Source organism: Nocardioides carbamazepini (genome assembly GCF_024614185.1).
GTDB classification, from domain to species: domain Bacteria; phylum Actinomycetota; class Actinomycetes; order Propionibacteriales; family Nocardioidaceae; genus Nocardioides; species Nocardioides carbamazepini.
The window spans coordinates 858,256-875,866 of sequence record NZ_JAHTLF010000018.1; the positions used below are offsets into that span (position 1 = coordinate 858,256).

At 65.7% G+C, this 17,611-nt stretch carries 16 protein-coding genes and 1 pseudogene; 6 read left to right on the top strand and 11 right to left on the bottom strand.

Going from position 1 to position 17,611, the window contains the following annotated elements; genetic code table 11:
• Positions 1 to 47 precede the first annotated feature (47 nt).
• Together KVF89_RS22920 and KVF89_RS22925 are read left to right on the top strand one after the other, a co-directional pair.
• Complete coding sequence (locus tag KVF89_RS22920; RefSeq protein ID WP_306809821.1) at positions 48 to 758, top strand: toll/interleukin-1 receptor domain-containing protein; 711 nt, start codon at positions 48 to 50, stop codon at positions 756 to 758.
• A 188-nt stretch (positions 759 to 946) separates the two neighbouring features.
• Positions 947 to 1,735, top strand: coding sequence for an AbiTii domain-containing protein (locus tag KVF89_RS22925; protein WP_257429179.1), 789 nt, complete (start codon positions 947 to 949; stop codon positions 1,733 to 1,735).
• 107 nt (positions 1,736 to 1,842) lie between these two features.
• On the opposite strand, the gene KVF89_RS22930 is transcribed toward KVF89_RS22925, so the two are convergent.
• The 3 genes from KVF89_RS22930 to KVF89_RS22940 all read right to left on the bottom strand — a co-directional run bounded on the left by KVF89_RS22930 (position 1,843) and on the right by KVF89_RS22940 (position 4,479).
• Positions 1,843 to 2,892, bottom strand: coding sequence for a plasmid pRiA4b ORF-3 family protein (locus KVF89_RS22930; protein ID WP_257428873.1), 1,050 nt, complete (start codon positions 2,890 to 2,892; stop codon positions 1,843 to 1,845).
• A gap of 96 nt (positions 2,893 to 2,988) precedes the next feature.
• The gene (locus tag KVF89_RS22935) at positions 2,989 to 3,537 is read right to left on the bottom strand and encodes a hypothetical protein (RefSeq protein ID WP_257428874.1); all 549 of its coding nucleotides are present in this window, start codon (positions 3,535 to 3,537) and stop codon (positions 2,989 to 2,991) included.
• 177 nt (positions 3,538 to 3,714) lie between these two features.
• Complete coding sequence (locus KVF89_RS22940) at positions 3,715 to 4,479, bottom strand: helix-turn-helix domain-containing protein (protein WP_257428875.1); 765 nt, start codon at positions 4,477 to 4,479, stop codon at positions 3,715 to 3,717.
• Positions 4,480 to 4,648: 169 nt separating this feature from the next.
• Here KVF89_RS22940 and KVF89_RS30485 point away from each other — a divergent pair, with 169 nt between their 5' ends.
• Positions 4,649 to 5,554: a nuclease-related domain-containing protein gene (locus tag KVF89_RS30485; protein ID WP_257428876.1), complete on the top strand. Its 906-nt coding sequence runs from the start codon at positions 4,649 to 4,651 to the stop codon at positions 5,552 to 5,554.
• A 21-nt stretch (positions 5,555 to 5,575) separates the two neighbouring features.
• Here the strand turns inward: KVF89_RS30485 and KVF89_RS22950 are convergent, their stop codons facing one another.
• The 5 genes from KVF89_RS22950 to KVF89_RS22970 all read right to left on the bottom strand — a co-directional run bounded on the left by KVF89_RS22950 (position 5,576) and on the right by KVF89_RS22970 (position 10,229).
• Positions 5,576 to 6,586 (bottom strand): EcsC family protein, encoded by a 1,011-nt coding sequence (locus tag KVF89_RS22950; protein ID WP_257428877.1) that lies wholly within the window; start codon positions 6,584 to 6,586, stop codon positions 5,576 to 5,578.
• A 139-nt stretch (positions 6,587 to 6,725) separates the two neighbouring features.
• Positions 6,726 to 7,016 carry a transposase gene (locus tag KVF89_RS30630; protein WP_372497953.1) on the bottom strand — a complete coding sequence of 97 codons (291 nt, stop codon included), beginning with the start codon at positions 7,014 to 7,016 and terminating at the stop codon, positions 6,726 to 6,728.
• 130 nt (positions 7,017 to 7,146) lie between these two features.
• The gene (locus tag KVF89_RS22960) at positions 7,147 to 7,836 is read right to left on the bottom strand and encodes a hypothetical protein (RefSeq protein ID WP_257428878.1); all 690 of its coding nucleotides are present in this window, start codon (positions 7,834 to 7,836) and stop codon (positions 7,147 to 7,149) included.
• A gap of 572 nt (positions 7,837 to 8,408) precedes the next feature.
• A complete protein-coding gene (locus KVF89_RS22965) occupies positions 8,409 to 9,734 on the bottom strand; it encodes a hypothetical protein (protein ID WP_257428879.1) in 1,326 nt (441 codons plus the stop codon).
• A gap of 168 nt (positions 9,735 to 9,902) precedes the next feature.
• Complete coding sequence (locus KVF89_RS22970) at positions 9,903 to 10,229, bottom strand: YegP family protein (protein ID WP_257428880.1); 327 nt, start codon at positions 10,227 to 10,229, stop codon at positions 9,903 to 9,905.
• 363 nt (positions 10,230 to 10,592) lie between these two features.
• Here KVF89_RS22970 and KVF89_RS22975 point away from each other — a divergent pair, with 363 nt between their 5' ends.
• On the top strand, positions 10,593 to 11,015 hold the full coding sequence (locus tag KVF89_RS22975) for a hypothetical protein (RefSeq protein WP_257428881.1): 423 nt from the start codon (positions 10,593 to 10,595) through the stop codon (positions 11,013 to 11,015).
• Positions 11,016 to 11,170: 155 nt separating this feature from the next.
• Here the strand turns inward: KVF89_RS22975 and KVF89_RS30635 are convergent, their stop codons facing one another.
• Positions 11,171 to 13,450 carry a zinc-ribbon domain-containing protein gene (locus KVF89_RS30635; RefSeq protein WP_372497954.1) on the bottom strand — a complete coding sequence of 760 codons (2,280 nt, stop codon included), beginning with the start codon at positions 13,448 to 13,450 and terminating at the stop codon, positions 11,171 to 11,173.
• 425 nt (positions 13,451 to 13,875) lie between these two features.
• Between KVF89_RS30635 and KVF89_RS22985 the strand changes: the two genes are divergently transcribed.
• Positions 13,876 to 15,048 carry a tyrosine-type recombinase/integrase gene (locus KVF89_RS22985; RefSeq protein WP_257428883.1) on the top strand — a complete coding sequence of 391 codons (1,173 nt, stop codon included), beginning with the start codon at positions 13,876 to 13,878 and terminating at the stop codon, positions 15,046 to 15,048.
• 133 nt (positions 15,049 to 15,181) lie between these two features.
• Here the strand turns inward: KVF89_RS22985 and KVF89_RS22990 are convergent.
• Positions 15,182 to 15,454, bottom strand: a pseudogene (locus KVF89_RS22990) (MobF family relaxase); the annotation flags it as partial.
• Positions 15,455 to 15,775: 321 nt separating this feature from the next.
• The gene (locus KVF89_RS22995) at positions 15,776 to 16,282 is read right to left on the bottom strand and encodes a very short patch repair endonuclease (RefSeq protein WP_257428884.1); all 507 of its coding nucleotides are present in this window, start codon (positions 16,280 to 16,282) and stop codon (positions 15,776 to 15,778) included.
• A gap of 27 nt (positions 16,283 to 16,309) precedes the next feature.
• Between KVF89_RS22995 and KVF89_RS23000 the strand changes: the two genes are divergently transcribed.
• Entirely contained in the window at positions 16,310 to 17,599 is a 1,290-nt protein-coding gene (locus KVF89_RS23000) for an ATP-binding protein (protein WP_257428885.1), read from the top strand.
• The last annotated feature ends 12 nt before the right edge of the window (positions 17,600 to 17,611 follow it).

Sequence of the window (17,611 nt, forward strand, 5' to 3'; positions counted from 1 at the left end):
CCGTTGGGCATCGGAGCGGTGCCTACTTCCAGATGGAGGTTCAAAGAATGGCTCAATGCACTGCACCGTATAGAGGTCATCGCACCGCGAGTGGGCGGGCAAATTGCCCTGCGTGCGGTGGCAGGGGGTACAGCCGCTCGTCCTACTCGTCGTACTCCTACAGCAGTGGCCCGTCGTACGGCGGCAGCGGCGGATCGAGGTACGGCAGTTCGTCCGGCGGAGGTGGCGGAGGTTCGCGCCGGACTAGGACCGGCCGGTCGGTGTCCTACACCCCGACCGAATGGCGCACTGTCGAGCCCTTCATCGAGAAGGCCAGCGAGCAGGCTCAGGCGCACCCCGACCGTCGCGACCTCTTTTTGTGCCACGCCTGGGGCGACCGAGAAGGTAGTGCGAGGGAGTTGCATGGCCACCTGAAGGCGAATGGCGCTTCAGTGTGGTTCAGCGAAGACGACCTACCCCTTGGTTCGCTCATGATCCGTGAGATTGACAAGGGGCTACGGAACTGCCGGGTCGGAATCGTGCTGGTCACGCCTGCGCTGCTCGAGAGCATCGAGGGCGAAGGCGTGGCCGAAAAGGAACTCGCCGTGTTGCTCTCGACCCGTCGCGTCATCCCCGTATTGCACGGTGTGAGCTTCAACGACCTCAACGACATCAGCCCTATACTGGCCTCGCACGCGGGCTTGAGTACGAAAGAGTCGTCGCTAGACACCATTGCGGCCAAGCTCGCTGCCGCTGCCGCCGCGCTCCCTGCAGCCTAAGGCGGGAGGCACGACGACTCCATCGAACGCGAGTGGATGCGCTTGATGTACCTCACTCCGCCGCGCTTGGACTCAAGGGTCGGCCTCTCTCTTCGTCTGGACAATAGGATGCCGCGGAGCGGGAAGGTCGGTCCTCTCCCGGGCTTGCACAGAGGGGCGGAGGCATGGCGAAGACACCTCAGGGGCTCATGACTCAGATCGAAGCCGAGGCTCTGGACAGTTCAGTCCCGCTCGCTGATGCCCTTCGAAAGTGCATAGCTCTTGGTGGCCGGTCCGGGTCTGCGGATCTCCGAGACTGGGCGCGCCGCGAGTTGGAGGGCTACAGCCCAAATGACGCACTCCCAGCGTACCGAATCGTAGCCGCGATCATCGCTATCGATGGCGCGACTATGACCGCCGTCATAAAGCAACAACGGATCGCGCGTTCATCGCTTCCCGACTTTGCTCAGGATCAAATTAAGGAAGAGGTCGTGCTCCACCAAGGGGTTGCCGAGCTCGAACATCTGATCTCATCTAGTGACAGCGGCGCGATCAAAATAACTCTGCCCGCGATGGGCGATCTTGTGACCTACATGAACAGCGAAGTGCCCTATGGCAACTCAATCAGCGCGATGTACTGGGTCGTCGCCGTCAGCACGGTCGTCGGCGTATTGGATCGAACACGAACCAATCTTGTCGCGCTTGTTGCGGAGATGCGTGCCGCCGATCCGGGGACCGACGTTCCGAGTGCCGAGGCGGCTAGACAGGCCGTCAGCGTTGTAATCAATGGCGGCAAGCGGAACAAGGTCAGTTTCACGTCTGCGCAAGCCTTGGGGCCTAGTGCCACCGCTAATGCGAGCGCGCCAACCTACGACGTTGTCGACAGTCCGCGTGTTCCGAGATGGATCCACGGACCGTGGGGCGTGCTCGTGGGACTCGGCTCGATCGTTTCCGGACTCGCTGGGGTCGCGGCATGGCAGGGCTGGCCCCCGTTCTGAGGGAGTGCGCGTCTATCCGCCGAACTGGGCGCCGGAAACGCCGGTGCTTGCTCACGCTGCTGAGTACCCCCAAGCTCAAGTTGGAGGGTCGCCTCCTGGGGTTCGCGCTAAGTCGCCAACGTCGCCCATCGATCCAAACCCTCGAGCTCTCTTCGGCCATAGCCGATCGACTGCATTGCCTCGCGCACACGTGCGTACGGAACTCCAATGGCCTCAAGACTTTCCAGTAGTTGGCCGACGCGATCGGCACGAGATGAGGTGCGGGCCATCCAATCGAAACGGCCCACTTCGGCGAGTTTCTCAAGCGCGATCGCCTGCGCGGACGTGAACCCCGCCCAAGGAGCTCCGGCTTGCCGGGCGTCGTCCGCTGTCATGGGATCGGCACGTTGGCCAAGCAGAGCCATTAGCGCTCCGGCGCTCGCGATCGTCAGGGCATCGTTGATCTCGTCGAGGTCGAAGTGGTCGGGGTGCCAGTCGAGGGGCAGCCAGTCCCGCCCGTGTTCGGCGTCGTCGAACGACTGCGGGAGGAGGGCGTCGTCGTACCCGCTGCGCACCCAGGCAGCGATCTCGTCGTAGCCCCAGATCCCGCCACAGTCCTCCGGTGGACAGGCCATCCGCCCGGCGGTGCATCGCACCGTCGCCGGCGGGCCGTCGAGGACCGCCTCGACGACGAGCTTGTGGTCCCACCCGTCGCCGAAGTCGTACTCGTACCAGAGCTCGTCACCCTTCTCGGCGAGGATCTGGTCGAGGCGCACGTCGGCCTCGGGCATTCCGTCGTCGCCCTCATCGAGGTCGAACTCGGTCGCGAAGCACGCCGAACGGGGGTCGTTGCCGGTACGGAAACGGTGGAGATGCGAGTCGTACCACCCCATGGCGGCCTGGATCGCGACGTGCACACGTGGCAGCGTCAGGTCGCCGGGCAGCTCCAGGCGACGCCAGATGGGCGGTTTGGCGCCGTGCAGATCGAGCCGGACCCGGTACCCGCGCGGTCGCTCCGGCACCGGGAGGAGATCCGGCCGTTCGTCGCGCTCGAGCTTCTCGAAGATGCTGGTGACCTGGCCGTTCATCAGCGCGTCAAGGAGCGCCTTGCCCTCCGCCGGGGTGGCGCCTGCCATCAACTGCTTCACCAAGTGCTGGACGTCGGTCTGATCAGCCACGGCGGATAGTCAAGCACTCGTGGCCTATCCCGTCGGCGGGTCGTCGGCCGAGTCGCCGAGCTTCGAAATGCGGCGGTGATTTCGAGCCCCGCGCGGTCACCGGTCGATCGCGCGCTGGAGGCGGCCGAGGTGCTCGTCCGCTTCCCCGACGAGCATGGCCGGCCCGTCCTTGCGGCACAGCGGGATCATCCTGCTCAGGCGCTGGCGGTCCTTCCTGTCCAGCGGTGACTCGCGCAGATCACGGGCGGCGAGCAGCGAAGCCAAGACGACGAAGTCGACACAGTGACGAGACGCCGCCCTGCCACCGCCGAGTTCGACGCGGGCGGCGGCCTTGCCGACGAGGGCGCCGACGAGGTTGGGCCGGAGGATGGTGCCGGCGCGGCCTTCGACGATGACCTCGACTGCTTCCGTGCGCGTGAGGGCCTGGGTCGTGCCGGGCGATGAGACCGTTGGTGCTCCTCCGACGCCATGCAGCTTCGCGGCGCGCGCACCGACACCTTCAGGGATGAGGACGTCCACCTGGGCGAGACCGTTGAGCCACCGATGCTGGTGGCCATCGCCGCTCGTTTCGGGGGTGAGGCCGAGTTCGGCGAGGGCTGCGGTGAAGCGGGTGAACATCCGTTGGTCGGCGCGGATGTTCACCACAGCGTCAGCATCGGTGGTGGGGCGAGCGGTGTAGGAGCCGCGTTCAGGCGCAGTGCAGATGCACGAGTTGTCCACCAATGAGCGTCCGGTGCTCGGGGACCTTCGTGTACAGATCCATCATCGCGTGCCAGGAGGCAGCCTGCGCCTCAGTCATGGCAGGTAGCACGACCGGGTCGCTCACTCGTTCCGCCCTTCGCTTCGGTCTCGACGCGCCCGCGGTGCCTGGGCCTGAGCCTGTTGCGCCAGGTCGTCGAGCAGCTCCATGGCTCGGTGACGTTCGCGTGGTCCCTCGTGCTCGGAGAGGTCGGCTGCCATCAGCAGGCTGTTCCAAGCGTGGCCGAGGAGCGGCAGGCTCTCCTCGATATCGGGCGAGACGACATGGAGGAAGACATTGGCGCGGTCGCGGTCCACGTCGCGCAGCAGATAGTCCTGCATGACGTCGTCGAGGTCATCAACAGACAGGTAGCCCTCGACGACGTCACCAGACGCGAGGCCGGACTCGGGGTGCGACAGGCCGGAGAGTCGGATGCGCGGGTCGTTGCGCAGGTCCTTGAGGTCGCACTGGGCGACCAGATAGCAGCGTCGCGCCGCCCGGTTGCGCATGAACACCGACAGCAGGCGGAGGCTTTCGCGGGAGTCGTCGTGGTGCGCGGCGGCCAGTTTGCGGAGGCGGGCTCGCGCCCGGGATCGGTCGGGGGCCGAGAGCGAGTGCAAGAGGACTGCGTCGTCCTCGGCCGCGGCGACCAACGCCCATGCAGAGCGCTCGGACAGGGGCCGGCCAGGCGCGTTGGAGTCGGAGATCCGAGCCAAGTCCTTCTCATCGATGATCCATTGCCCGCCCACGCGCTCGGCAGGCAACGAGCCGTCCTGGATCCGCTGGCGTACGCGCTGCGCAACCACGCCGAGTCGTGCTGCGGCTTCGGGGACGCTGAAGCGAGCCATTGCGTTATTCCTAGTCAGTAGCAAGTGATTGCCACAATCCTAGCGTTAGAGCTAGCTTTCCCGGAACCTGCAGTTGACGGAGTAGGTGCTCGAGCAACGTCGATGTCGCCGATTCCGCTCCGCTCCCGCGCTCTTGGTGGCACTCTCCGTCATGAGCAGGGAGGCACTGGTGACCGACTGGAACGTGCGACGGTGGGCCAGATACGGCCATGAGCGGCTGTACGCCGAGACGCCGGGCGGGACGGCACTTGGGTACTACGACGTGAAGACGTGTCGTTACCACTCGGACGATTCGTCGAACCTGCCAATGCTGCAGCAGGCGATTGCTGAACACCTGGCGTCACGGGATCCGGCTCCGCCCCCACTACCGGCGCCTTCCGAGCCAACCCCCACGCTGGCGAACTCACCGCAGCCGGCCACACCGATGCCCGCCGCCCCCGCTCCACCGACCTGGCACGACATCAGCGCGAACCGAGCAGGTGCCGCTGCACGGGAGCGCGCGATGGCGGAGCGCGAGGCTCAGGGCACGTTCAAGCACGTGCTCTCACGGCTCGTCGGCGCCCGCACGGAGGAGCGCGCGTGGCGGATCGGTGCCGACGGCGAGGAGGCTGTCGCCGCCCAGCTCCTGGCCCTCGGACCGGCGTGGCGGGTCCTGCACGCGGTACGCGTGGGCGAGCGCGGCTCGGACATCGACCATGTCGTGGTCGGCCCGCCCGGCGTCTTCACCGTCAACGCGAAGCACCATCCGAACGCATCGATCTGGGTGGGAGGTGACACCCTCATGGTCAACGGGCAGCGAGTGCCCTACATCCGCAACAGCCGGCACGAGGCGCGACGGGCCGCGCGGCTCCTTACCGAACATGCCGGCTTCCCGGTGACCGCGGCCGGTGTGATCGCGGTGATGGGAGCCCGGAAGGGCTTCAAGGTTTGGGCTCAACCCGAGGACGGCGTTGTCGTCGTCGTGACGCGCCGACGGATCAGCCAGCACCTCTTGTCGCAGCCGCTTCGTCTGTCGCCGCGCGAGATCGATGCGATCTACGACGTCGCACGACGCTCGACCACGTGGCACTCGTGACGCTCGATACCGACCGCCCAACTACTCGTCTTGGTCGGGTCCGTCGGCCTCTGCCACCGCTGGAGGGGCGTCCGGGAGGTCCTCGCTCTCGAGCTGATCCAGAGCCGCTCCCAGGACCTGATCCTCAGCGTCGGTGACGGCGCCGTCCTCGGTGATCCAAGCCGCTGGATCGATCCCGTACTTCTCAGACAGGAAACGAAGTCTGTAGACGTCGCGGGCGCGGCGATAGGTTTGATCTGCCATCTGGGCCGACAGTCCGCCATTGATCAGGACGCCTGCAAAGGGAACGGCTTGACCGAGCTTCTGGTGGGTCAAGCGGAGCCCCAGCGATTTGAACACGGCGTCGATCACCTTCACCAACGCGTGGTTGTTGAGCTGGGCCCACGTCGCCTTCCTCATCATCTCCTGCGTCAGGCGGGACAGTGATGCCAACGCGGCGACCTTCGCCGCAGGCGTGCCTGCCGAGCCGACTGAAATGGTGCCCAAGGCGAAGATCTCCTCCTCGGGCTGCCGAACGTCGTAGCCGTACTCTGCGGCAGCAACGGCCGTGATCCGACCCAACAACCCGATGCTCGCGGCGATGTCCGTGGCGACAGCGCCGACTGCCACCGCCGCTGTCGTACCGCCACTCACGGTCGTGGCCACGGTCGCGCCGGTCACCGCCAGTGCGGTTGCGCCGCCTTCCACCAGAGCCGTAGCGGTGTACAACCCGCGGGTACGCGGCGACGCCGCATCGAGTTGCTTGAGGTCCAGCTGCTGAAAGTCCTCCAGAGGTACGCCGACCCGGCCGACGACCCTGTGCAGGTTCACCGACTTCATCGCCGGCTCCATGGTCACCCCAACCAGGCCTTCCAACGCCTTCTCGAACTGCGCTGTGAGGTCGTCGTTAAGAGGAACCTTGGTCCACGCCTTGCCGGCGACGCTGGCAATGGGCTTCGTGGCACGACCGATCAGCTCCCTTCCTCTACCGCCGGAAGTCGCGTTCAACCGAGACACGGCCTTCGCCCAGACCTGCCTCTCGTAGACCGACATTGCGTCAATCCCAGCTCCCGATTCGGTCACGGTCTTCCCTCCTGGCAGCGAGACCGGCTCATTGCCCCGCCGCGTCCACGTGGGGCTGACCGTAGTTCACGGCTCCGACGAAATTGAGCGAAGGTCAATCAGGCTCTTACTACCTGAGGCGGGGGTGAGTGAGTCCGCCGCCGATGAGCAGCATGCGCAGTCGGTAGTGCTCGCGGTTGCGGAAGCCGCGGGCGATGCGCCGGTGAGGTTCGATGAGGCCGTTGATGGCCTCTGTACCGCCGTTGTTCGCGCGGCCGGTGTCGAAGTAGGCGAGGAACGCCTCGCGCCACTGCTTGAGCGGTCTTGCCGAGCCGTCGGATCCCGGATCGGACAGGTCGGCAACGAGCGGATGACCCTCACCCAACGAACGCTGCGTTCGTATCTGAAGGCTCCGAAACAACGGGGGCCGCTGCGCGATCAGCTGACACTCCGAACCTGACCCCTTCCGCCACGAAGGACGTGTCGACTGACGTCTTCATGCCGTTCGCAGGCCCGGAGTAGGGTCGTGGCTCACTCAGAACTGAGCGACGCTACCGACCTCTTGATGGCGCTCGAGCGCACATCTCATCGAAGTGATCGAGCGAAGCCTTATAGCTCGCGTCGTCCTCGCTTTCCAGCGCGACGCCCAGGGCCTCGGCATCCAGCCACTCTGGGCTCTCCTTCATGGAGAGCAGGAAAAAGGTCACGTCTAGGAACTCCACGTCAGTGCGCAATGGATCGCCGGGTGCTGCCTCGGTGTCCTCCGGCCCGTACGCACCGATGTCAGGACGTTCCAATGCGATCCTGGAGTTGACGTCGCACGCGAAGGCGCGGAGTTCGATCATGCCCGTTGGCTCCACGAAGCCGGCGTCGGTACACATTCTCAGTAACGCTGAGCGTGGGGGCGCGGAGTCATCGTCCAACAGACGATCCGCCGCGGCCCACAACCGGGCGGCCATGGCTTGGCCGGGTTCGGCCGCCAACACCGCCCGGAAAAGGGCGTGCGCTGCAAGGTCCGAGTAGTGCCTCGTCGTCCCGTCTGGACTCTCGCCCCGAACGAGCCCGCACCCCTGCGCGATGCGCTCAGCTGAACCGCTGCTGGCGGTCGAGCTCGTGTCAACTTCTGGAAGGTTGTCGCTGCCACCGCCGTCATCGGCTGCGCAAGCGGAACAGCACAACGTGAAGGCAAGCAGGACGGCCGCCGCCTTCGATGCCTGGAGCACGGAGACATCGTCCAGCATCGAGCCCTGCCACGTGAACCCCTTGAGTCACGCACTCAAAGACGTCCGATCATGCCGCGATCCGGGGCCGTGCATCGGGAAGTGCGTCTTCTCGCCGCGCTTTGATCAGCCATGTTCGCGCCGATGGCCCGGAGGGTGCGGCGTGCGCCGGTTGCCAAGGCCTCGCGTAGATCGCGACCCACCCGGGAGATAGGAACCGCAGACTGACCTGCGGCTTCTCGTGGGCCTTCGAGCGTCGTGAGATCGCGAACTCCCAGATTCCCGAGGGATCGGCGGTGCCCCGCGCTACCTGAAGTGGCTCGACCGGTACGAGCGGCAGGAGCATGAGGAATCGCCGGTCGGCCTGATCCTGTGCACCGAGGTCCAGCCGCGAGCAAGTCGAGCTGCTGGAGATGCACAAGGACGGCATCGTCGTCGCCGAGTACTGGACCGCCCTCCCGCCCAAGGCCGAATTGGCGGCGAAGCTCCCCGAAATTGTCCGCGACGCGCAGGAACGTCTTGACAAGACGCGACCTTCCGCCTGCGCGAGATCGGGAGGGCGACTGATCCAACCAGCCGCGCTGGCTGGCCGATCAAGCCCCGCGGGAGACCTTGATCAACTCGACGATGTCCGCCATCGACAGCGACGACCCGCCGCGCAAGCGGAATCTGGTTCCTTCCCCATCGTCAGGTTGACCCGGCTCCGGAGCAAACACACGTTTCGCAACCGCCAGTCGCAAGTCCTCCGCATCGTTCACCTGCTCGAGGAATGGACCGAGGGCCGCCAAATCGAGTGCGAGCCGCTTCGCCGTGCGCTCCTCGCGGCGATGTTCCGACGCCTGCTTCGCGGCGTAGCCGGCAACAATCAGGCCGACGATCGAGATGCTCGTCTTGTAGAGCGTGAACTGAAGGGTGTCGTCAGTCGCCGACGTGATCGCGATGATTAGACCAGTCACTGTCCCGATGCCGATCATGACAGCCAGAATGGTCCATCTGAAGGCCGCTCTCGCCTGATGTGACGCCCATTCGCCGTACTCGCCAGCGACCGCGTGACGACTTGTCATGTCAGCGAGCGTCTTCGCCTGGTCTCGGTACGACTCAAGAGCTGCAATGAGTTCCTTGCTAGTGGATTCGTTCCTCGCAGCGGCCCGAGCCGTTGCCTCGTCGGCCGCGGCGAGTCGCTCATTCTCGGCTTCGATTGCTGCCTCGAGGCGGGCCGCCTCTGCCTTCTGGGCTGCCGCGATCCGCGCTTCATCTCGCTCAGACGCCGCCAGCTGACTCTTCTTGAACGCCGCTTCGCGCACCTGAGAATCAGACTCGAATGCGGTCCGCTGCTCATCGACCTGACCCTGGAGCTTGAGTTCCAATGCGCCGATGTCAGCAGCGCGCGTGTCGATCGCATGAGACAGCGTGTCCAGCCGTTGCCTTGCGTCGGCATCGCTCTGATCCCGCTCCGCTTTTGCAGCCGCCAGTTCGGCCTGGAGGTCATCGATCTGCTGGACAAGTCGCTCGACCTCTGCGTCCAGCGAGTTCTTGTAGCGGGTCGCCGCGGCTTTCACACCCCTACCCGGGTCGTCCAGCGCGGTGAACAGAAAGTGCGTTCGCGCAACCTGAAGCAGGTTGGGGATATGGGAGGCGGCGGCTGCAAGATGCGCCTGATTCCCCTGAGGATCCGCCACGTACGCCGTCAAGGAGTTGTGAAGTGACTGGAGGTGCGACTGAAGGTCGTTGACTGCCTGCGGCTCTACGAGGGTCGGCTCGGAGTCCCGAAGGCCGTCAGTGAATTCGACGATCGCATGCAAGCGCTGCGCGTCGTAACGCGAGGCGTCATCCCACGGTTGCAAGTCGGTCTCGACCTGGGCCTGCACGGCCTCCAGCGTCGTCCACACCGCATGGGCGGCATACTGCTCTCGTTGCACCTCAAACTCCTAGCGGTCGGACGATGGTCGCCCACTGGGCATTGCATCAGACGGATCCGACACAGCGTTGCGAAACAGTAGGTTCGGCTCTCGGCACCGCGGCCCACCCCGCTCAGACAGCGGCGCGGCACCGGCCCGAGCCAGTGCCGCACACAGCCATCGAGCAAGTCAGGCCGCGGCCCCGGCAGCGCCACCAGCGTTGTCACGGACGCGGTTCGCCGCCTGCTCGGCGGAGTACCGGCTGCTGAACGACTCGCCAGAAGCGGCGACCTTGTCCGACGAGCGCCAGGCCCGCCAGCGCCAGGAGCCGCCGGCGTCCTGGTACACCTCGTACCTCGCGGTCCTCGCCCCCACCTTGAAGGCCGACGCCGCCCGGTTCGCGCTGTAGGTCGACGCGAACGTCTCCCCGGCCCAGGCGACCATCTCGTTGTTGCCGGCATACAGCCACCACGTGGGGTTACCGGCCTGGTTGTTTGCAGCGATGAACCGCCACATCGGCGATCCCTCCGATCTCGCACCGCGGTGCGGGTCTTGCGCGAGCTCGGGACCGGTGATGTCATGACAGTTCCACCCGTACGACGACATTCGTGTCCCGTGCACCTCAGCGCCCGGCCCGCAAGCCGGGCGTTTTGGTTTCGCGCGGTTTGTTCGCCACCTGGGTTCAGGTGACTCGATCTAGTCCTACACGCTTCGCGCGCCGCTGAGCTGCAACCCATCTACGTGTCGGCGTGTCATTCGCGCTCATATCGCGCGAATAAACACCGTTGTAGTTCGGCGTGGCACCGCCCGGATCAGCCCCATTGGGGCGAGACTGTGCGTGATCAGGTGGTCCAATTCACGCGGATAGGCGGACAAGTCATGGCGGACGAGAGCCAGAGCATCGGTCAGATCGCAGTGCCTTGCGCCTGGCTTGCATGTAGGAAGCCCGTGACTCAGGAGCTCGGCCCCGGACGTCGCAAGGAGTACTGCTCCGACACATGCCGCCGAGCGGCCGATCGCGACTACAAGCGAGCGAAGGCCCACCTCGAGACGTTCACCGATCAGTTGAAGCGGTCGCAGCATGAGGTGGCCGCCTACGGACGCAAGGCAGAAGGTGACCTGCTTACCCCAGAGCAACTGGCCGCGCTCGAGACCTCGGCCCGGGTGGCCTTCGCGCGAGCAGAAGTGATCTCTGAAGTCGGTGCGTCACCAGATCGAGCGCTAGCCGAACTTTCGGCGCTGGTGAACGCACTCAGGCCCCTGCTCAGTGGCGGGGTCGGCTTCGCCGTCCGGTCGGCCTAATCGCAGGTGGCGAGCCCCATCGGCTCCGCGTCCACAATGACCGACGGGTTGCGTCCTCAGGACGGACACTGCTGTGAGTGCTTGAACGCCACATCCGGATCCGGGTAGATCCGGCGGCGCGGCTATTCCGCACGCTGCCTCCACGCTAGTTGCACTCACTGAGCGCGACGAGTCTTGTAGCACTCGGGGCACCCGGTACCGCCCCGCGTCCGGTTCTTTACGGTCGTCTCCCATTCATGACCGGCGCCGCATCGCCAGCGGCAGCGATCATGGCTTCCTGCCTTGAGTTGATCGGCGCCGCGCCCGGGATGGGTGAGGTTCGTCAGGAACTGCTCGGCGATGGCCGGGTGCAGGTCCGCCAGGGTATTGCCGGGCGTTGGCGTCGTTCGCGCCAGAACGGTTCGCTGTCGTCCACACGCAGGACAGCCATGGCCGCCTAGGGCCCGGGAGGCGACAGTCGCTGACCATTCGTTCCCACAGTCGTGGCACGACCAAGTGGCGCGATGGTTGGACGCTGGTGGAATGTCCGAGGGCGTCCGGTGCGGGTGATCGTGCAGCACGACGAATTCACCGGCCAGTCTTGGGAACCTGTTCGCAAGACTGTTTCCGTCTGACGCGCCGCGCCGGCTTCGGGCGTCACCGGCCTTCGCAGATGAGCAGTTCGCACAGCCACGTCCACGTGTGCGCCCGGCGGGGCTACCGCGGTACTCAGTTTCGCATTCCGGGCACCGCCAGACGCACATGATGTTGGTGGACGGCCGCAAGTCCGACGGGGTTCGGTCCAGCCGATCGCTGGAGACAAACTCGGACGCAATCTGCGGGTGGAGGTCAGCCAACGAGCCACCCGCCGGTGCCAGCGACGTTGACCTTCCAACCCTCGTCCGTCCGCATGCCGGGCACCCAGACCCCAGGTAGGCGCGCACTTCGACACTCGTCTGCCACTCGTGCGTACACGTCTGGCACCGCCACCAGCACCTGTCTTTGGCACTCGGCGGAAGCCAGCTCAGTTCTACACCGGGCCGCGTCTCGTTTCGGAGAAGCTCGTCGACCAGGTGTGGAGCGACGTCCAGGGCGGATCGTTTCGGTCGCCCCTGCAGGGTCTGCCGCCATAAGTCGGCGGCCTTCGAGAGAGCTCTCACCACGGTGTCACTGTCGAGGCCAAGCCACCCCACGCCGCGGCCAGTCACCACCGGTCGCAGGGCTTCCGCCCACGTGACGGCATCGAGCGAGCCGTCAGTCACCGAGACGGTGACAACCCCGGTGAGATCTGGCAACGACGCGTGCCGGACCCGCACGTAATGGTGCTCCCGTAGGGCGTCGGCCTTCCGCTGATCGCGTGCGGAGTCAGCGTGCCAGAACTTCGGGTCCAAGTCGATGTATAGGTCGACCTGCTGAATCGCTATGTCGAGACGCCACGATCGACCAACGGCTCGGAGTGGGACATCCACCTCAACGTGCTCGCCGGTCGCCGCTCGCAGCAATTCAGCAACTTCCAACTCGAGCCTTGACTGCCCACGGGCACCGCAACGGGCACAGCCAGCCCCTGCGACTCGGGACGCGACCGTCGTCACCCATTCGTGACCACGGTTGCATCGCCACCGGCAGAGGGCGTTCGAGCCAGGTCTGATCAGCGCCGGGCTCCGTCCGGGTGCCGTCTCGTTGGCGACGAACTCCGCGGCGATGTTGGGATGGAGAGCCAGTAGCGACGCATCTTCAGGCGCGGTGGAGCGCTTCTCGGCTGCTCGCCGCATCGCGCACTCCGGACATCCGCTGCATTTGAGCACGCGGTTGACGACCGTCGCCTCCCATTCGTGGGAGCAATCTGAGCAACGCCATAGGCATCGATCCGTTGACCCGGGCTTGATGTCGTGGAGTCCGCGTGCTGCGTCCGTGAGATTTGCGATGAGTTCCGACTGCGGAAAGCTCGCCTTCTCGGCAGCAGTCCCGGACCGTTCGGTAGGTCGTCGTACATTCTCGGCGCGGCGACGGTTGGCACATGCCGTACATCCTCGACCGGCAACGCGATTGGCAACCGTGGCCTCCCACCGGTTCCCGCAGGTCGAACACGACCAGATGCAGCGCTGCTGTGAGCTCGGACGTAGGTCGGCAGGATGCATATCTGCCCGTGTCAGGTTGCGAACGAACTCTTCGCCCACGTCGGGATGCCGGTCCAAGAGGGACTGACCCGCTGGCGCTTGGGCGCGGGCACGAGCTCGCTTCTTCCACGCGCACTTAGGACAGCCCCCTCCTCGCGCTCGCGCAGACGCCGTCGCCGCCCACTCGTGGCGGCACGTCGCGCACCGCCACACAACGAGGAGATTGCTGTGGGTGCCGAGCGAGGCCAGCGGGGTATCCGAGCGGACCGCTCGCTCGGCCTCCATGAACACGGACGGGTGGGTGTCACACAGCAAAGACCGCGGTGCTGGCCCCGGCATTGCTCACCACCTCTCGCTTCTGCGTCTCCGTCCACGTCATTGTCGGTCTTAAGCCACAGTTTGACCGTGGTGGGGACGTCCTGGATTCGCCATCCCGCTGGAGCTGGAGGCAGATCGCTTCCCCACACCAGGCCCCCACAGAGTCGCCGTGCTGGGTTGGCAACCGCCCGCAGAAATGAGAGAAACGCAGACTGACCTGCGGTTTCATGTGACGGAGCCTAGGGGACTGGAACCCCTAACCCCCTGCTTGCAAACGCGCTTGGGCAGTCCTCAAACTCCGATTTGAGCGTAAAACAGCAGGTCAGGAGTGGTCGGTCGCGGACCCACCTGGACATCCTTTCCCCCTAGGTGCCCCATTGCTCTGCTGCCGAAGTATGGGGTTAACTGGTGATCGGTGGAATCGGAGCACTCGGGAGGTCTCTGGCATGACACGGCGACGAGGGTTCGGCGAACTCGAGCGACGCGTCGGCGCGACGGGACCGTCCTACCGTGCGCGGTACGCGATGCCCGACGGCACGCGCCACTCGCGCAACTTCCGGACCAAGATGGATGCCGAAACGTGGCTCGCCAGCGAGCGATCGCTTATCGACCGCGATGAGTGGACGCCGCCCAAGGCACGCAAGGTTGCCGAGGCCCGCCGCGAGCGCGAGCAGGCGATGAGCACTGTGGAGGCGTTCGCCGAGCGCTACTTGGCCGAGCGTGGCCTGCGGCCGACGACGGCACGCAGCTACGAAGCCTTGCTGAAGCATCGGATCCTGCCGTACTTCGGTGCGATGCCGCTGCGCGACGTCACCCTCTCGGAGATCAAGGCGTGGCGCCGAACCCTCGATCCGAAGAAGGCGTCGTCCAATGCGGCGGCGTACCGGCTGCTGCGCTCGATCCTCCAGGCGGCCGAGGAGGAGGAGCTGATCGACCGGGCACCGCCCAAGATCCGTGGCGCCGGCAGTGCTCCCGTGAAGCAGGTCGTGGTCCCGGCAACCTTCGACGAGATCGCGGTCATCATCGACGAGATGCCCGAGCGGCTGAAGCTGCTGATCGTGCTCGCAGCCTTCGTCGGACTGCGCGAGGGAGAGCTCCTGGAGCTGCGCGGGGCCGACATCGATGGAGTCACCGGCCGGATCACCGTCACGAGGAAGGTCGACAAGGACACCAACCCATCAGTCCGGGGTGCCTGCCCCGAGTGCGGGCGGCACATCAGCTCGCCGAAGACCAAGAGCGGAGTGCGGACGGTCCACGTCCCTCCACCGTTCTTGCCGATGCTGCAGAGGCACCTCCTCGAGCACGCCGCCGAAGGCCCGGCCGGCCTTCTTTTCCCCGGCGACCGGACCGACCACATGAGCGTCCGCTACCTGATGGACCGCTACCGTCCGGCACGCGAGGTGGCCGGACGCCCGGACCTGACCATCCACCACCTGCGCCACACCGCCCTGACCCTCGCCGGCCAGCACGGCGCGACCGCCGCCGAGCTGCAGGCGCGTGCCGGCCACGCCTCCCAGGCCGCGATGGCGATCTACCAACACGCCACTCTCGACCGCGACAGGTCGCTCGCCGAGAAGATCGGGGCAACGTACGCCGCTTGGCGCGAGAGCCGACCGTAGGGCGCGAGGATCTAAGCCGACTGTTCAACTGTTCTGACGATTTCGGCAGCCGCGTCCGTCGGCCTACGGACGCGAGTGCGGCCGCGATGTCGGGGTGGAGGGCGGCGGCGAGCGACCAGGACTTCGGCCCGTTGACGACCACCTCGACGAACCGCAGCGCGCGTGCGTCGTCGCGCAGGCGTCCTTTGGCTGCGCCGGTCAGTACGTCGTAGCCCGCGACCCAGCGCTCGTACCTCGGGCCGTCGAGGTCACCGACCCTCCGCACTGCGCCGGGGCCGGCGATGTAGTGCTCGGCGACCCCGCTGCCTTCGGCCAGGTAGTAGTCGTCGGCGCGAGAGTGGTCGGCCTCGACGTAGGAGCGTGCAGCGGCGGCAGAGCCGCGGTAGAACCTCACGCCACCGTGCATCGACCTCGTCACCGCCCGTCAGTACTCGTCATCTAGCCTTGAAATGACGCTCGGCCCGCCCCGAGGGGCGGACCGATCTACGGACCTTCGTAGCATGCGTGCCGCTCGGTTTTGAACGCTGAATAGTGGGGTGAAGCGGGCGGTTTCGGGACTCGTCAGGCCTCGTCAAGGATCGTCGAGCGCGGCGTGGGATGGGATCGACGGGTTCGTGCCTGAGGTCGTCGACGTGGTGCCTGATTCCGACCTCACGGGTGGATGGTCCCCGCACCTGAAGCGGACCCTGTCGAACCCGGCCATCGGCCGCGACGACGGTGGCTGCAGCTAGAGCGCCAGCCGCAGGCGACCTTCAAGGAGTCGCGAGTATGTGTCGACAATCAGGAGTGCGGCCGTCTCGGGATCAGCGTGTTCCCAAATTCGCAGGGGGGTCAGGCCCGCGTTTCGCAGACGCTCGTCCGTGTCTCGATCGCGGGCGCGATTCCCCTCGACCTTCTCGCGCCAGAAGGCCGTTCGGGTCTTCGGCATCACGAAGTGCTGCGGGCAGCCGTGCCAGAAACACCCATCCACGAAGACGTAGAGACCGACCCGACTGAAGACCACGTCGGCACGACGGCGGCGGTCGATCGGTAGTGGCAGGTTCACGCGGTACCGAAGCCCCCAACGATGCAGGATTGACCGGACCGCCATCTCCGGGCCGGTGTCACGGCCGCGATTCGCCTGCATCGTTCGTCGGGCAGCGGGCGACACGGGAGGCTCAAGTGTCGGAACCGTCAAATAGCCTTGGCCCGACACGCACACGTTGATTCGCTCCCAGCGTGATTCGCCTGGCATGCTTTGAACTCTAGGAGGTGGACGCTGGTGACGGGAACCAAGACGTTCGAGATCGCGCCCTCGGCAGCGCGGCTCACTGGTTCCCTGCGAGACATCGGCTACGACTTCCCGACCGCCGTGGCCGACCTCGTCGACAACTCAGTCACCGCGAACGCGAGTCGCGTCAACATTTACACCCAGTTCGAGCCGAACGGATCGTACGTCCTCATCAGCGATGACGGCGACGGCATGACCGAGCGCGAGTTGGTGGAGGCACTGCGCTTCGGAAGCCGGCGGAGCTACGACAGGAACGAGCTGGGCCGTTTCGGACTCGGTCTGAAGACGGGCTCCTTCTCCCAATGCCGTCGGTTGACAGTCGTCAGTCGCACCGCACCGAAGCGCACGATTTTCAACGTGATGACACTTGACCTGAACCGGATCTCTCGCACCGACAGGTGGGACATCACCGTCGACGAGACGTCACCGGCGATCGAGCGCGCCAAGGATCTCCTCCGTGAGTCTCCCGGCACCGTCGTGGTTTGGGAGGATCTGGACCGAGTGCTCCCAGAGCGCTACGCCGAGAGTGGTTGGGGTCGACGTCGCCTCCGTACCTTGGCCTCGAAGACTGCCGAGCACCTCGCCATGGTGTTCCACCGGTTCATCGCGGGCGACGTCCGCGACCGACCGGAGGTGGTTATCTGCGTCGATGACGAGAAGCTCCGGCCGTGGGATCCATTCGCCCCAGCAGAGCGAGAACGTTCGGTCCTCGCGCCCCAAGTGTTCGAGATTGAGACGAACAACGGTTCGTCGGAGGTGACCTTCCGGGGAGTCGTGCTGCCAGCCCGGGACCGCTTCTCGTCGATCGAGGAGTTCGACCGTCTGTCGGGTCCACAGAAGTGGAATCGTCAGCAGGGCTTCTACATCTACAGAGCCGATCGGCTCGTTCAGCACGGCGGGTGGTCGGGGATACGGGGAATCGACGAGCACACCAAGCTCGCCCGAGCCGCGCTCGAGTTCGACACCGACTTGGATGAGGCATTCCAGATCAATGTGGCGAAGATGAGTGTCGAGTTGCCACCTGTCCTCCGCCAGATGCTCGAGCGGCCCGTGCACGAACTCTGTGTTCTTGCAGACGATGCCTATCGCCGGTCGGCCAACGCAGGTGACCGCGCGCAGTCGTCGGGCAAGTCGTCCAAGGCGTCGGACGTAGCGCTACGGGACGTTGGCATCGCCCTGAAAGCCGCGCTCCTAGAGGATCGATCCCTCCCGGAGTTCAAGGCTGCCGTGGCTACGATGCGAACCCGCCACCCGGAGCTGGCCGAGCGGCTAGGCCTCTGACTGTCGGAGTCG

What these genes read in the sequence shown, in the direction of transcription:
- KVF89_RS22995 (WP_257428884.1), bottom strand. Translation starts at nt 16,282, where the DNA reads ATGCCAGGCGAATCACGCTGGGAGCGAATCAACGTGTGCGTGTCGGGC.
- KVF89_RS22950 (WP_257428877.1), bottom strand. Translation starts at nt 6,586, where the DNA reads ATGTCGGTCTACGAGAGGCAGGTCTGGGCGAAGGCCGTGTCTCGGTTG.
- KVF89_RS22970 (WP_257428880.1), bottom strand. Translation starts at nt 10,229, where the DNA reads ATGTGGCGGTTCATCGCTGCAAACAACCAGGCCGGTAACCCCACGTGG.
- KVF89_RS22975 (WP_257428881.1), top strand. Translation starts at nt 10,593, where the DNA reads ATGGCGGACGAGAGCCAGAGCATCGGTCAGATCGCAGTGCCTTGCGCC.
- KVF89_RS22925 (WP_257429179.1), top strand. Translation starts at nt 947, where the DNA reads ATGACTCAGATCGAAGCCGAGGCTCTGGACAGTTCAGTCCCGCTCGCT.
- KVF89_RS30635 (WP_372497954.1), bottom strand. Translation starts at nt 13,450, where the DNA reads ATGCCGGGGCCAGCACCGCGGTCTTTGCTGTGTGACACCCACCCGTCC.
- KVF89_RS22920 (WP_306809821.1), top strand. Translation starts at nt 48, where the DNA reads ATGGCTCAATGCACTGCACCGTATAGAGGTCATCGCACCGCGAGTGGG.
- KVF89_RS22940 (WP_257428875.1), bottom strand. Translation starts at nt 4,479, where the DNA reads ATGGCTCGCTTCAGCGTCCCCGAAGCCGCAGCACGACTCGGCGTGGTT.
- KVF89_RS22985 (WP_257428883.1), top strand. Translation starts at nt 13,876, where the DNA reads ATGACACGGCGACGAGGGTTCGGCGAACTCGAGCGACGCGTCGGCGCG.
- KVF89_RS22960 (WP_257428878.1), bottom strand. Translation starts at nt 7,836, where the DNA reads ATGCTGGACGATGTCTCCGTGCTCCAGGCATCGAAGGCGGCGGCCGTC.